This is a genomic window from Chryseobacterium gotjawalense, from assembly GCF_030012525.1.
Taxonomy (GTDB): Bacteria; Bacteroidota; Bacteroidia; order Flavobacteriales; family Weeksellaceae; genus Kaistella; species Kaistella gotjawalense.
Genome location: NZ_CP124855.1, coordinates 876,198 through 888,973 on the forward strand (window position 1 = coordinate 876,198; position 12,776 = coordinate 888,973).

Annotated in this window: 13 protein-coding genes; 7 read left to right on the top strand and 6 right to left on the bottom strand. The window is 38.8% G+C overall.

Annotated elements, in window-relative coordinates; genetic code table 11:
- Window position 1: 1 nt before the first annotated feature.
- From QGN23_RS03920 to QGN23_RS03945, 6 genes are all read left to right on the top strand, one after another.
- Window positions 2-1,249, top strand: coding sequence for an efflux RND transporter periplasmic adaptor subunit (locus tag QGN23_RS03920; RefSeq protein ID WP_282905727.1), 1,248 nt, complete (start codon window positions 2-4; stop codon window positions 1,247-1,249).
- 11 nt (window positions 1,250-1,260) lie between these two features.
- A complete protein-coding gene (locus QGN23_RS03925) occupies window positions 1,261-2,010 on the top strand; it encodes an ABC transporter ATP-binding protein (RefSeq protein ID WP_282905728.1) in 750 nt (249 codons plus the stop codon).
- A gap of 3 nt (window positions 2,011-2,013) precedes the next feature.
- Window positions 2,014-3,243 (top strand): ABC transporter permease, encoded by a 1,230-nt coding sequence (locus QGN23_RS03930; protein WP_282905729.1) that lies wholly within the window; start codon window positions 2,014-2,016, stop codon window positions 3,241-3,243.
- A 209-nt stretch (window positions 3,244-3,452) separates the two neighbouring features.
- On the top strand, window positions 3,453-6,044 hold the full coding sequence (locus QGN23_RS03935) for a phosphatidylglycerol lysyltransferase domain-containing protein (protein ID WP_282905730.1): 2,592 nt from the start codon (window positions 3,453-3,455) through the stop codon (window positions 6,042-6,044).
- A complete protein-coding gene (locus tag QGN23_RS03940; protein WP_282905731.1) occupies window positions 6,041-6,712 on the top strand; it encodes an AcvB/VirJ family lysyl-phosphatidylglycerol hydrolase in 672 nt (223 codons plus the stop codon). Before QGN23_RS03935 ends, QGN23_RS03940 begins: the two co-directional genes overlap by 4 nt.
- 105 nt (window positions 6,713-6,817) lie before the next feature.
- Entirely contained in the window at window positions 6,818-7,261 is a 444-nt protein-coding gene (locus QGN23_RS03945; protein ID WP_282905732.1) for a phosphohydrolase, read from the top strand.
- On the opposite strand, the gene rluF is transcribed toward QGN23_RS03945, so the two are convergent.
- The 6 genes from rluF to QGN23_RS03975 all read right to left on the bottom strand — a co-directional run bounded on the left by rluF (window position 7,258) and on the right by QGN23_RS03975 (window position 11,740).
- On the bottom strand, window positions 7,258-7,980 hold the full coding sequence (rluF, locus tag QGN23_RS03950; RefSeq protein WP_282905733.1) for a 23S rRNA pseudouridine(2604) synthase RluF: 723 nt from the start codon (window positions 7,978-7,980) through the stop codon (window positions 7,258-7,260). The genes QGN23_RS03945 and rluF overlap by 4 nt on opposite strands.
- Entirely contained in the window at window positions 7,967-8,545 is a 579-nt protein-coding gene (locus QGN23_RS03955) for a hypothetical protein (RefSeq protein WP_282905734.1), read from the bottom strand. Before QGN23_RS03955 ends, rluF begins: the two co-directional genes overlap by 14 nt.
- A 217-nt stretch (window positions 8,546-8,762) precedes the next feature.
- Window positions 8,763-9,467 (bottom strand): tRNA pseudouridine(55) synthase TruB, encoded by a 705-nt coding sequence (gene truB, locus QGN23_RS03960; protein ID WP_282905735.1) that lies wholly within the window; start codon window positions 9,465-9,467, stop codon window positions 8,763-8,765.
- Window positions 9,468-9,606: 139 nt separating this feature from the next.
- The gene (locus tag QGN23_RS03965) at window positions 9,607-10,425 is read right to left on the bottom strand and encodes an undecaprenyl-diphosphate phosphatase (protein ID WP_282905736.1); all 819 of its coding nucleotides are present in this window, start codon (window positions 10,423-10,425) and stop codon (window positions 9,607-9,609) included.
- Window positions 10,426-10,534: 109 nt separating this feature from the next.
- A complete protein-coding gene (locus QGN23_RS03970; RefSeq protein WP_282905737.1) occupies window positions 10,535-10,837 on the bottom strand; it encodes a DUF3098 domain-containing protein in 303 nt (100 codons plus the stop codon).
- A 3-nt stretch (window positions 10,838-10,840) separates the two neighbouring features.
- Window positions 10,841-11,740 carry a cell division protein FtsX gene (locus QGN23_RS03975; RefSeq protein WP_282905738.1) on the bottom strand — a complete coding sequence of 300 codons (900 nt, stop codon included), beginning with the start codon at window positions 11,738-11,740 and terminating at the stop codon, window positions 10,841-10,843.
- 155 nt (window positions 11,741-11,895) lie between these two features.
- Here QGN23_RS03975 and rsmA point away from each other — a divergent pair, with 155 nt between their 5' ends.
- Entirely contained in the window at window positions 11,896-12,666 is a 771-nt protein-coding gene (gene rsmA / locus QGN23_RS03980; RefSeq protein ID WP_282905739.1) for a 16S rRNA (adenine(1518)-N(6)/adenine(1519)-N(6))-dimethyltransferase RsmA, read from the top strand.
- Window positions 12,667-12,776 lie beyond the last annotated feature (110 nt).

Consider the following 12,776-nt stretch of genomic DNA (forward strand, 5'->3'; position numbering starts at 1 on the left):
AATGAAAAATAAAAAATGGCTGATTGGGGGAATCCTTATTTTAGTTTTAGGAATTGGTCTTTGGTACTATTTCAAAAAAAGTGAAGCAGTGAAAATCCAGCTCAACACCGTAAAACCTATCATCGGCGATATTACAGAATCCATCACTGCCACCGGAACGATTCAACCTGTCGATACAGTCGCTGTAGGAACTCAGGTTTCGGGAACCCTGAATAAAATCTATGTCGATTTTAATTCTCAAGTTAAGAAAGGACAGCTTTTAGCGACTTTAGATCCTGCTCTATTACGGGATCAGTCTCTACAAATTGCGGGAACTCTGGCCAGCGCCAAAAGCAACCTGGTATTCAGTCAAACCGCCTACAACCGCCAGGCAGCGCTGTACAAGGTAGGTGCGGTCAGCAAAGCCGATTTTCAGTCTGCACTCAACCAATATAATGCGGCAAAAGCACAGATATCTGCCATTACCGCTCAGTTGTCTGCTGCAAACACCAATTTATCATACACCAAAATTTACTCCCCGATTGACGGCACTATCTTATCCAGAAATGTGAGCGAAGGGCAAACCGTGGCAGCGAGTTTCAGTACGCCAACCTTATTCAGTATCGCTAAGGATTTAACAAAAATGCAGGTGCGTGCCTCCATTGACGAAGCGGATATAGGAAATGTAAAAGCCGGACAGAACGTAACGTTCACCGTAGATGCTTTTCCTGATCTTAATTTTAAAGGAAAAATTGTAGAAATCCGTTTACATCCCACCGTTTCCGCAAATGTGGTTAATTACATTACGATCATTAATACTGAAAATTCTGAACTAAAATTAAAACCCGGAATGACGGCGAATATTTCTGTAATTACAAGCGATCTGCCAAATGTTATGAAGATCCCGGTACAGGCAGTTACCTTCAAGCCAGATTCATTAGTGGCAAGCACTCATCCCATTAATTCCCCATACAATATAACACAGAAAAAACAATGGAATGGTCAGAAACCTTCCGCCAATAAAACTAAGCCCAAAGAGGAAGTAACAGTCTGGATTTTAGAAGCCGATCAGTCTCTTTCTATGAAAAAAATTAAAACAGGAACCTCCAGTGATACCGAGTTGCAGGTTATCTCCGGTTTAAGTTTAAACGATAATGTAATTACCGGTTATAAAACATTGTCCAAAAAATCAGGCAGTGCAGCCAAAAGTCCGTTTTTGCCACAACGATCCGGAGGCAACAGACCTGGCAGTGGCGGCGGACCAAGATAAATTAAAAGAAAATGGGAAAAACATTAGAAATTATCGATGTTAAAAGAGACTTTAAAATGGGCGAAGAAACGGTTCATGCTTTACGGGGCGTAAGTTTCAGCGTAGAAGAAGGTGAATTCGTAACCATCATGGGCCACAGCGGTTCGGGAAAAACTACGATGCTCAATATTTTAGGCTGCCTGGATAAACCTACAGAAGGAGATTATTTTCTGGATGGCGTGAATGTAAAAAATTTAGACAAAGACCAACTCGCCCGTTTAAGAAATGAAAAAATAGGTTTTGTTTTTCAGTCTTACAATTTACTCGCCCGAACTTCCGCATTGGAAAACGTGGAGCTTCCTCTTTTGTACAATCCAAAAATATCGGCTCAGGAAAGATATGACCGTTCTGTAAAATCCCTGGAAACCGTAAAATTATCAGACCGGATCAATTACCTTCCGAACCAGATGTCGGGTGGGCAGCAACAGCGGGTTGCCATTGCAAGAGCATTAGTCAACCAACCTGTAATGATTTTAGCTGATGAAGCCACCGGAAATCTGGATACCAGAACGTCCTATGAAATTATGACTTTGATCCAGGAACTTAACCAACAGGGCAAAACCATCGTCTTCGTTACGCATGAAGCCGACATTGCGGTATTCAGTTCAAGAACAATTACGTTGAAAGACGGAAAAGTGATTAAAGATGTGAAAAATGAAAATATTAAAAATGCAAAGGAAGCACTGAACAGTCTGCCGGTAGAAATTGAGGATAAAACCTAAAAAATGAAACTTTCAAATTTATTTAAAATTGCCTGGAAAGCCATTCTTCGAAATAAACTTCGGGCTTTTCTTACCATGCTCGGGATTATCATCGGTGTAGCTTCTGTGATTGCGATGACCGCAATTGGCGAAGGTTCCAAAAGAAGCATCAGCAGTCAGCTTTCTTCCATGGGATCCAATATGATCAACATCCGGCCTACCAGTAATGTGAATGTGTCCGGTGGCGCGAGAATCGGTGCATCAGGATTGCAGAGTTTAAAAACGACCGATGTAGAAGCCATTATAAAAGGGGCTCCGGATGTCTCCTACGTTTCTCCGGCAGTACAGACCAACGGCCAGTCGATTAACGGTCCCAGTAACTGGCCTACCCAACTTCAGGGCGTGAATGCAGATTATTTTAAAATCCGCGACTGGAAACTGTCAGAAGGTGCTTTTTTCACTTCTAAAGATGTTGTGGCTTCTAATAAAGTTTGTTTAATTGGCCAAACCGTATTTTCTAATTTATTTCCAGGTGGGGACGACCCCATCGGAAAAGTGATTCGGTTTAATAAAATCCCGATGACCATTATCGGTGTGCTGGAAACCAAAGGTGCCAATACTTTTGGGCAGGATCAGGACGATGTCATTATAGCCCCTTTTAATACCGTGCAACGAAGATTTTTGGGAATCAATTATGTTCAGACTATTTACGCCTCTTCAACCAGCGAAAGCACTTCCTCACAAGCATCTGATGAGATTTCACAGATTCTTCGGAAACAACACCATCTTTCTGCTGACGGAAGTAATGATGACTTTTCGGTGAGAACCCAGGCAGAACTGATTGCAACCATGAGTTCTACAAGCCAGCTCTTAACCGTTCTGTTATCCGCGATTGCTGGAATATCTCTTTTGGTCGGCGGAATCGGGATTATGAACATTATGTACGTTTCCGTAACAGAAAGAACCAAAGAAATTGGTTTGCGGATGTCCATTGGTGCGCGCGGAAAAGACATTTTATTTCAGTTTCTCATCGAAGCCATTATGATCAGCGTGTCCGGCGGCATCATCGGTGTAATACTGGGAATTTCTGTCACGAAAATGGTGACTGCATTTCTGGGCTGGCCCACTTTTATCACCGAATCTTCTATTATCCTTTCCTTTTTTGTCTGTGCCATAACGGGGGTGTTCTTCGGATATTATCCGGCATTGAAAGCCTCAAAACTGGATCCGATCGAAGCCTTGAGATATGAATAAAAAGTCCTGAATCATGTACAACACCGACTCTGGTATTCGGAATCTCTTCCATTTTCTCCGGCAGTATTTTTAGCTTTTTCAATGAAAAAAAATTTTCACGGTGAAATGATAAAGACTATTTTTACAAATAGAACATGGATCATGTTTGCCGAAGTAATTTGGCAATCAGCAGTATGATTAAACCAAAAGCCCGAACCGAAAATCCAGTCATGAGTAAACTTAAGAAAATACCTTTCCATAAAATAATTTCAAAAATTCGGTGGCAGGAACTCCTTGCTGTTCTGATTCTTTTTCTTGCTTTTGTATTTTTCAGAAGCGAAAGAAAAGAAATGGCCGCAATCATTCCTCAAATTCAACATGCAAAACCGCTGTGGATTCTGGCAGGAATTTTTCTTACCTTCATCTACGTTCTTCTCCAATCGCTGATGTACGTTACCAGTTTCCGATCGGTTGGTGTACGGTTGAAACTTATTGATGCGGTAGAATTATTTCTAAAAAGAAATTTCCTGAGTGTTTTCCTTCCGGCTGGCGGAATCAGTTCTCTGGCTTATACGCCACGACAGATGAAACGGCAGAATTTTGATAAAAACAGCATTCATAAAGCCAGTGCTATTTATGGATTTGTAGGAATTCTTACCGTTTTTGTGGTCGGTATTCCGGTAGTTGGATATGCCGCCGTTGTCAATAAAGATTTCGGGGAATCCGGATTCTGGTTAATCGCAGTGGGGATTTTTATCGGTTCCGTTTTTTGGCTGGTCAATTCACTTCGTACGAAAGGGATTTTTTATCAGTTTCTAAAAAAGCGTTTTCCCAAAAAAATCAGTAGTATTGATGAAATTTTCGGTGGCGAAATCTCTCCAAAACATTTTATTGTAACCATCTTAATTTCCATCTTAATTGAATTTTGCGGGATATTTCATTTGCTGATGGCCATGTTTGCATTTGGAGCAACCGGTTCCTTTTCTGCAGCGGCGGTAGGTTATACGATTTCAGTTTTGCTGATGTTGGTTTCTCCATTTTTAAGGGGTTTGGGCGCGGTAGAATTTACTTTGATTTACATTTTGGCAAACTTCGGATTTTCTCACAGTCAGGGTTTAGGAATCACTTTACTGTACAGGGTTTTCGAGTTTTGGCTGCCTTTGTTACTGGGTCTTTTTGCATTCATCTGGAAAGGCAGAAAAATAGTGGCCAGAATTCTTCCTGCCCTTGCCATTTTTGTACTGGGACTGATCAATATTATTTCGGTGATTACCCCACCACTTGCAGAGCGTTTGAAAATCGGAAAAATGTATCTTCCTGCCGAATTGATGCATTTGTCTAAAATATTGACGTTAATCGCGGGAATCCTTTTGTTGGTTACTTCTGCTTATCTTTTGCGGGGTTTAAAACGGGGGTGGTATTTTGCACTCGCCCTGGCGATAATCTCTTTTTTTGGAAACATCATCAAAGCGCTCGATTATGAAGAATCGATGGTTGCTTTAGCTATTATCCTTATGCTGATAATGAGCAGAAAGGAATATGTTTTAAAGACGAACAGAAAATATTTAAGACGTGGTTTTTCCTGGTTTTTAGGACTTTTTGCTGCCGTGATCCTTTTTAATTTTCTGAGCTTTTACTTTATTGACAAACAGCATTTCGGTGTAGATTTCACCTGGGAAGAGTCTCTTTATTACACGCTGAACAGTTTTCTGCTTTTTAAGGATACAGGGCTGAATCCGAGAACCGGATTTGCCAGAGATTTTGAATACATCAATTATTTTCTTGGCATCATTTCCTGGCTGTTGCTCTTTTTTTCTGTCTTTAATGTTCGGAGACTGGTCAGCGACAAAGAAAGTTTCAGCGATGTTGAGGAAGCACAAAATCTGGTACAGATGTATGGAACTTCATCCCTTGATTTCTTTAAAACAGCAAAAGAAAAGCAGTTCTACTTTTCTGATGAGGTTGAAGGTTTTGTTTCTTACAGCGCTGCAAACCCGTTTGCTTTCGTACTCGAAGAGCCGGTTTGTGCCGAAGAAAATAAAGAAAAAATGATACAGGAATTTGAAGATTTCTGCACAAAGAACGGTTTAAAATCCATTTATTACAGAATTGATGAACAAAGTTTATACCTCTTTAAACCTTTAAAAAAACAGAAACTGTTTATTGGTCAGGAAGCGATTTTGAATACCGAAACCTTCAAACTGGAAGGCAAAGACCGAAAATCTTTAAGAAACAGCCTGAATGCTTTAAGCAAAAAAGGGTACACCTCAGAAATTCTTCACCGCCCGCAAAGTGAAGAAATTCTCAATGAGATTCAAAGTATTTCAAATGAATGGCTTAAGGAATTCGACAAGGAAGAAATGGTATTTTCGCAGGGAATGTTTGACCGCGCTGAAATCGAAAAACAGGATTTAATCGTCATCAAAAATGAAGCGGGAAAAATCGAAGCCTTTCTTAATATTATTCCGGATTTCGCACCCGAAGAATGCACTTATGATCTAATCCGCAAAACAGTCACGGCTCCAAACGGAAGTATGGATGCGATGATTGTGAAATTAATAGAATATGCCAGGTCCAAAAAACTGATGTACATCAATCTTGGACTAACGCCTCTGGGGGGAATGAAACAACCCGATAATACGGCAGAGGAAATCCTGAAGTTTGTTTATAACCGACTTGGAAGTTTTAAACATTATCAGAGCCTGCGTGATTTCAAAGAAAAATATGCCGATCAATGGGAAAATAAATATTTGATGTATGGCAATGATTTTGATTTATTGCAAATACCGGCTGCTTTAAATAAAATCACAAAACCAAAATGAAAAAACCAGCACTAATCCTCAGTATATTTTCGCTGTTGATTTTATTTTCCTGTCAAAACACCTCCAGTTTTCCAGTGTCTGAATGGAACAGCAGCAGTGATAAACCAATTATTTTTTATATCAGCGGCGACGCGGGATTCAATACTTTTTCGAAAACGTTTTCTCAGGAACTTCACCGGCATGGTTACGATGTTTTTGCACTGAATACCAAAAAATATTTCTGGAATAAAAAGACACCTTCAAGAGCTTCGAAAGACACCGAAAATTATCTTAAACAAGCCATAAAAGACCGGGCCAATAAAAAGATAATCATCATTGGCTATTCCTACGGCGCAGATGTAGCTCCGTTTATTTATAACCGTTTCGACCGTGATTTTCAGAAAAACATTCAGGATTTAATCATCATCGGCCCCTCTAAAGTAAATGATTTTGAAATTCATCTTGAAGAATATGTCACCGGCCACATGCAACACGGATTCAGCGTGGTCAACGAAATCAATCAGCTGAAAAATGTACCTTTTACTTTAGTAGTGAGCGATCTGGAGAGAGCATATTTCCCTAAAAATCAAATAATGCTAAAGAATTACCAATTTCTGCACCTTCCTGGCAACCATCACTTTGGCGGTAATACCAAAATGCTTGCAGATGCTATTATTAAATATTTTTAGATCCCGAAACCATCAGATATTTCTTAAATTTCATTCGTTCCGTTTTGATATATTAAAAAAAATCCACTTATATTTGATCTGTTAACTGCTTTAATTTAGATTACAATGACCAAAGACGAATTGCTCAGCAAAGCCATTAAACTGGCCCAAAAAGCCCATAAAGGACAAACCGATAAATTCGGAAGTCCCTATATCGGTCATGTGATGCGCGTAATGAATGCCGGAAACACCTATGACGAAAAAATCGTTGGCGCATTGCATGATTTGATCGAAGACTGCCCCGAAATCACCTACGAAACTTTAAGTGACGAAGGATTTACAGAAGAGTTGATTTTTGCAGTTAAATGTCTCACCAAACACCCAACCGATATCGACTATATGGAATTTATCAAAAAAACTGAGCAATCAAGGCTTGCTGTTTCGGTAAAGTTAAATGACCTGCAGGATAATATGAGTTTAACCAGATTTAATCATCCTATCACCGAACGGGACATGAAACGGCTGAATAAATATTTAACAGCTTATCTTTATTTAAAGGAAAAATACTAATCCACCGTTTTATCAGAATCCGAAACGAGCGCTTTCAGTTCGTTGACTTCAGCGTCTGTTAAATCGCGCCACTTGCCGATCGGAAGATCGAGTTTGATATTCAGGACACGGATCCTTTTCAGTTTTTTCACTTCATAACCGCAATACTCGCACATCCGGCGAATCTGGCGGTTTAAGCCCTGGGTGAGAACAATACGGAACGATAAATTATCGATCTGTTCGACTTCACATTTGTTGGTGACCGTATCCAAAATCGGAATTCCGCCACGCATTTGTTGAAGGAATTTCGGGGTGATGGGTTTGTCAACTCTTACAATATATTCTTTACCGTGGTTATTTCTGGAGCGAAGAATTTTGTTCACAATGTCGCCATCATTGGTCAGAAGAATCAAGCCTTCACTCGGTTTATCTAATCTACCGATCGGGAAAATCCTTTTCGGATGATTGACGAATTCGATGATATTGTCTCTTTCTCTTTTAATATCGGTCGTACAGACAATGCCAACCGGTTTATTCAAAGCGATATAAATGGGTTTTTCTTCTGTTTTTCTGATATTAATTCCGTCAACCAAGATTTCATCGTCGTCAGAAACTTTGGTTCCCATTTCAGGAACTGCTCCATTAATGATGATTCTCCCCTGCTCCAAAAGTCGGTCTGCTTCTCTGCGTGAACAGAAACCAACTTCTGAAAGGTATTTATTTATTCTAGTCTTTTCCATACTCATTATAATTTTTGTTGCTGAAGACCGTCAACCCGTAAAATAGGCCCACAAAGGTCACTCCGGTATTTCCTAATTGCTGGCCTTCCAAATAAAAGCCACCTTGCTGGCTTAATCGTTTACTGTGAGAAACCAATTTCCCCACTTTAATTCCAAATAAATCCGAATTGTCAACCACCGATCTGTTCAGCTGAAATCCGTAAGTTAAATCAATAAAAACAGGTTCACCATCATCGACATTAAAAAGAATTTTCGGTTGAATAATTCCGTACAAAACATGAAAATTATCTACAGTATAAGTGTATTTTAATCCGCCACCTAAAGACAAATTCGGGATAAAATTAAATCCTGCCACTGCCGAAATCCCGTAAGAAAAATCATTGGGATAATTCACAGGAGGATTGTTCGGATTGTTGTCTCTATCTCGATTTTCTTTAATCATATTTGACAAATTAAATCCTGCACTCAATTCCGGGCTGAAATAAAAACCTTGAACAGGTCTTTTCTGCTTTTGGCTAAATCCAGAAATGGAAACCAATAAAAGTAGAAGATATATTTTTTTCATTGATCGAAATTCGGTATTTTATAATGTAAAGTTAAACACAAACCGCACAAATTACCCTACTAAAAATTAACCTTTAAGATGAAAATTAAGAAGTAATATTAATTAAGATTTCCATCGAAAACAAAGCACCTTCTCTTTTTTTATCTTTTGATTCACTTCAATAAACAGTTAACTTTTTTGCCTTTTGTGGTTTAAAACTCACAGTTCAAATTTTTCTCTATATATTAAAGTCTTCAAAACGATATTCATTTTCCAGATATTCTGAACTTCCATTTTCGATAGAATATTCACCGATCTTTGTTCGGCGAAGATTGGTGAGATACGCTCCCACTCCTAAATCCTGCCCGATATCGTGCGCCAGACTCCGGATATAAGTTCCTTTCGAACAACCGACGGTAAATCTAACGAAAGGCAATTCGATCACAATATCTTTGATATAGTTAATGGTCGTTTTACGGGATTTCATTTCGACTTCTTTTCCTGCTCTGGCTAAGTCGTACGCGCGGTTTCCTTCAATTTTAATGGCGGAGAAAACAGGCGGTTTCTGATCGATTTCGCCCAGAAATTTATTTAAAGTTTCGTTGATCTGAACTTCTGTAATATTTGAAATATCCTGAGGAAGAATTTCAGGTTTTTCGGTGTCGTAAGATTCTGTCTGAACTCCTATTTTTATTTCAGTGAAATATTCTTTCGGAGCATCTTGAATTTCTGGAATTATTTTGGTGAATTTTCCCGTGCAAACGATTAAAAGCCCTGTCGCCCGCGGATCCAAAGTTCCGGCGTGCCCGATCTTGAATTTCTTCGGAAGATTAAATTCACTTTTGAGTTTATATTTCAGTTTGTTTACGGCTTGAAAGCTCGTCCAATCCAGAGGTTTGTCGAGGAGTATTATCTGTCCTTCTAAGAAATCGGTATCAGTCATTTTATAAAACTAAATTGGTGAGTAGTTCTGCCTTGCAGCCCGACCTGAGTGGAGCTCTTTTGTATTGTTGGCTGAGCCAAGCCGAAGCCAACAATACAAAAAGCGGGAACGGAGGGCGGAAATGTCTGCCCAAATAAAATTATTTAAACTGTGTAAAATAGATCAATAAAACGATTCCCACGATAATCCGGTACCAACCCCAAGGTTTGAAACCGTATTTATTCAGCAAGCCAATAAACGATTTTATCGCGATTAAAGCGACGATGAATGCCACAATATTTCCCACAAAAAACGCAATAATATTATCGGAAGACGATAGAATCATCTCATATCCTTTCATGGGAGCTGCGGTTTCTTTCCCCCAGGTTTTTACAAAAACTGAATATACGGTCACCGCCAACATGGTCGGAACTGCCAGGAAGAATGAAAATTCTGCTGCGGCTTTACGCGTCAAACCTTGTGACATTCCACCGATGATGGAGGCGGCACTTCTACTCGTTCCCGGCATCATCGCGAGACATTGCCAAAAACCAACGATCACGGCTTTCTTGATCGACATGTCTTTTTCATCATCAATTGTTGGATTTTTAAACCAGGAATCAGAGAAGAGTAAAACGACTCCGCCTAATACTAATACCGCTGAGATGGCAATTTGGTTCCCCAAAATCGCTTCAATTTTATCATCGAAAAGATATCCTAAAACCAAAGCTGGAATTACGGCAAAAGCCAGTTTATAATAAAATTTTAAATGTTTGAAATCAAAAAACTTTTTCCAATAGGCAAAAACGACGGCTAAAATTGCTCCGAACTGAATGGAAACCTGAAACATTTTTAGAAATTCGGTTTCTTCCATGCCCATTAACGCTGCGGTAAAACCCATGTGTGCGGTTGATGAAACGGGAAGGAATTCGGTAAGTCCTTCAATAATTGCAATGATGATTGCTTTGAATAAATCCATTAGTTATGATATTAAAAAACTCTTCGGCAGGCTCAGAGTAAAATGATTATTAAAAAAAACTTTGTCAAAGTTAGAACTTTGACAAAGTGGGTAATTATTGGTGAATATTTTAATTCTTGTTTCTTTTCAGGATGGCGTACACTTCTACGACAAAACCGGCAATGACCAACATGGGCGCAATGCGGATTCTGCGGATAGAAAAAATACCTTCATTCCAGACGTTGGGATCGTATTTCCCATCAACGGTATTGGCATCAGCTCCCATCATTAAAAGAAATCCGGCGATAATTAATGCCAATCCAATTAACATGAATCTGTAGTTTTCTTTACCGAAATAGAACGGATTACTTTCGGAAACTTCGACGGATTTACCAATAGAATCTCCAGAGAATTTTTTATTTTTTGTGCTCATTTTTTAAGAATAATAAAGATCATCAACATTCGATCTCAAGAAACGCCATGTTGCAAAAATGGTACTGAAAACGGTGATGAAAACGCCCAGTAAGAAAATGCCGATAACCAGAATAATCAACTGATTATTGTCCTGCGCGAAAGGTGTCCCGATTTGGGTAATGAAATAATACCACGCTCCAAACAAAACAGCTAAACCGATTAAAGCGCCGATCACGCCAAGAATAATTGCTTCCTTAATAAACGGTTTTAAAATAAAACGGCGTTTGGCTCCCACCAACTGCATCGTTTTGATAATAAATCGCTTCGAGAAAATTTTCAAACGGATTGAGTTGTTAATCAGGACAATTGCCAGGATTAAAAACAAGACTGAAAATCCTAAAATCCATTTCAAAATATTATTCAGGTTGTTATAAACTTCCACCATCAAAGTACTGTTATTCTTCACATCGATAATCCCGGGTGTGGATTTGATTTCCTTAATCGCTTCATCGATTTTTGCAGGATCTACAAATTCCGGTTTCAAAGCAACTTCGATTGAAGACGGAAAGATATTTTCATCGAACAAAGCGCTGCTTTCAATCCCCATACTTTTCTTTGCTTCTTCTGCAGCCATTTCTCTTGAAATGTAAGTTGCCCGTTTTACCGGTGCCAACACTTGAATCTTTTTAAAGGTTTCTGCTTCTAATTTCGCAATTTTCACAGAGTCTTTTGCATCGTAATTTTCGTCAAAATAGGCATTCACTACCAATTGCTCCTTGATATAATCTGAGTATTTTTGAGCATTAATAAGGATCAACCCCATCAATCCTAATAAAAATAGCACCAGTGCAATACTAATCACTACGGTGATATTGCTGGAGCGAAGTCGCTTTTTGTTAAAATCTTCAACTGTCTTAGCCATTAAATAAAAAATTTCTGCTAAAATAGAAAAAAACTTCCGTAATTTGCGGACAAACGCAGAAAATCGCTGTTAAAAAAAACATAAAAGAAATGAAGAGCAACCTTTAAAAATGGGTTTTCAGCCTTCATTTTTAACAAATAAAATTAAATTTCTGAATGAGCGTAAGAGCCAAAAAACATCTTGGTCAACATTTTTTGACGGATGAAAATATTGCCAAAAATATTGTAGACGGACTGAGTTATGAAAACAAAAATCAGGTCCTGGAAATCGGTCCCGGAATGGGCGTGCTCACCAAATATCTTCTGGAGAAAGATGCCGAGATTTTCGTAGCAGAAATTGATACCGAATCGATCGCCTATTTAAAAAGTCATTATCCGAAATTAGAAGAACAGCATTTCATGGGTGACTTTCTGAAATTAAATCTTGCGGAATCGTTTGAGGGTCAAGTCTCTGTGATTGGAAATTTCCCTTATAATATTTCTTCGCAGATCTTATTTAAAATTATTGATTATTACGACCGTGTCCCGGAAATGGTTGGCATGTTTCAGAAGGAAGTTGCGGAAAGAACGGCGGCGGTTCCGAGGACGAAAGACTACGGAATTCTGTCGGTTTTAGTTCAGGCGTTATATGATGTCAAGTATCTGTTCACCGTTCATGAAAACGTGTTTAATCCGCCTCCAAAAGTAAAATCCGGTGTTATTCGTTTAACCCGAAATCCGAAACCAGGTTTGGCGGGGAATGAAGTTCTGTTTAAAAAAATTGTAAAGGCAGGTTTTGGTCAGCGCCGGAAAAAATTATCGAATTCGCTAAAAGCTTTGGATATTCCTGAAGAATTGAAAACCCATGAATTTATGGATAAAAGGGCGGAGGAATTATCGGTCGCAGATTTTATAGCATTTACGCAGCTTTGGAAAGAGCATTCTTAAAAAAACAAATAAAACCATTTCAGCTTTGAAATGGTTTTTTTTTCGTTTGAAACATTTTTTTTTAAACCAGAAAGTCACAAAATTTTTATATTTTTAAAATATTTAAAAGT

Coding starts and splice junctions, on each gene's coding strand:
- QGN23_RS03970 (WP_282905737.1), bottom strand. CDS start 10,837: ATGAGCACAAAAAATAAAAAATTCTCTGGAGATTCTATTGGTAAATCC.
- rsmA (WP_282905739.1), top strand. CDS start 11,896: ATGAGCGTAAGAGCCAAAAAACATCTTGGTCAACATTTTTTGACGGAT.
- QGN23_RS03925 (WP_282905728.1), top strand. CDS start 1,261: ATGGGAAAAACATTAGAAATTATCGATGTTAAAAGAGACTTTAAAATG.
- QGN23_RS03975 (WP_282905738.1), bottom strand. CDS start 11,740: ATGGCTAAGACAGTTGAAGATTTTAACAAAAAGCGACTTCGCTCCAGC.
- truB (WP_282905735.1), bottom strand. CDS start 9,467: ATGACTGATACCGATTTCTTAGAAGGACAGATAATACTCCTCGACAAA.
- QGN23_RS03920 (WP_282905727.1), top strand. CDS start 2: ATGAAAAATAAAAAATGGCTGATTGGGGGAATCCTTATTTTAGTTTTA.
- rluF (WP_282905733.1), bottom strand. CDS start 7,980: ATGGAAAAGACTAGAATAAATAAATACCTTTCAGAAGTTGGTTTCTGT.
- QGN23_RS03935 (WP_282905730.1), top strand. CDS start 3,453: ATGAGTAAACTTAAGAAAATACCTTTCCATAAAATAATTTCAAAAATT.
- QGN23_RS03955 (WP_282905734.1), bottom strand. CDS start 8,545: ATGAAAAAAATATATCTTCTACTTTTATTGGTTTCCATTTCTGGATTT.
- QGN23_RS03945 (WP_282905732.1), top strand. CDS start 6,818: ATGACCAAAGACGAATTGCTCAGCAAAGCCATTAAACTGGCCCAAAAA.
- QGN23_RS03965 (WP_282905736.1), bottom strand. CDS start 10,425: ATGGATTTATTCAAAGCAATCATCATTGCAATTATTGAAGGACTTACC.
- QGN23_RS03940 (WP_282905731.1), top strand. CDS start 6,041: ATGAAAAAACCAGCACTAATCCTCAGTATATTTTCGCTGTTGATTTTA.
- QGN23_RS03930 (WP_282905729.1), top strand. CDS start 2,014: ATGAAACTTTCAAATTTATTTAAAATTGCCTGGAAAGCCATTCTTCGA.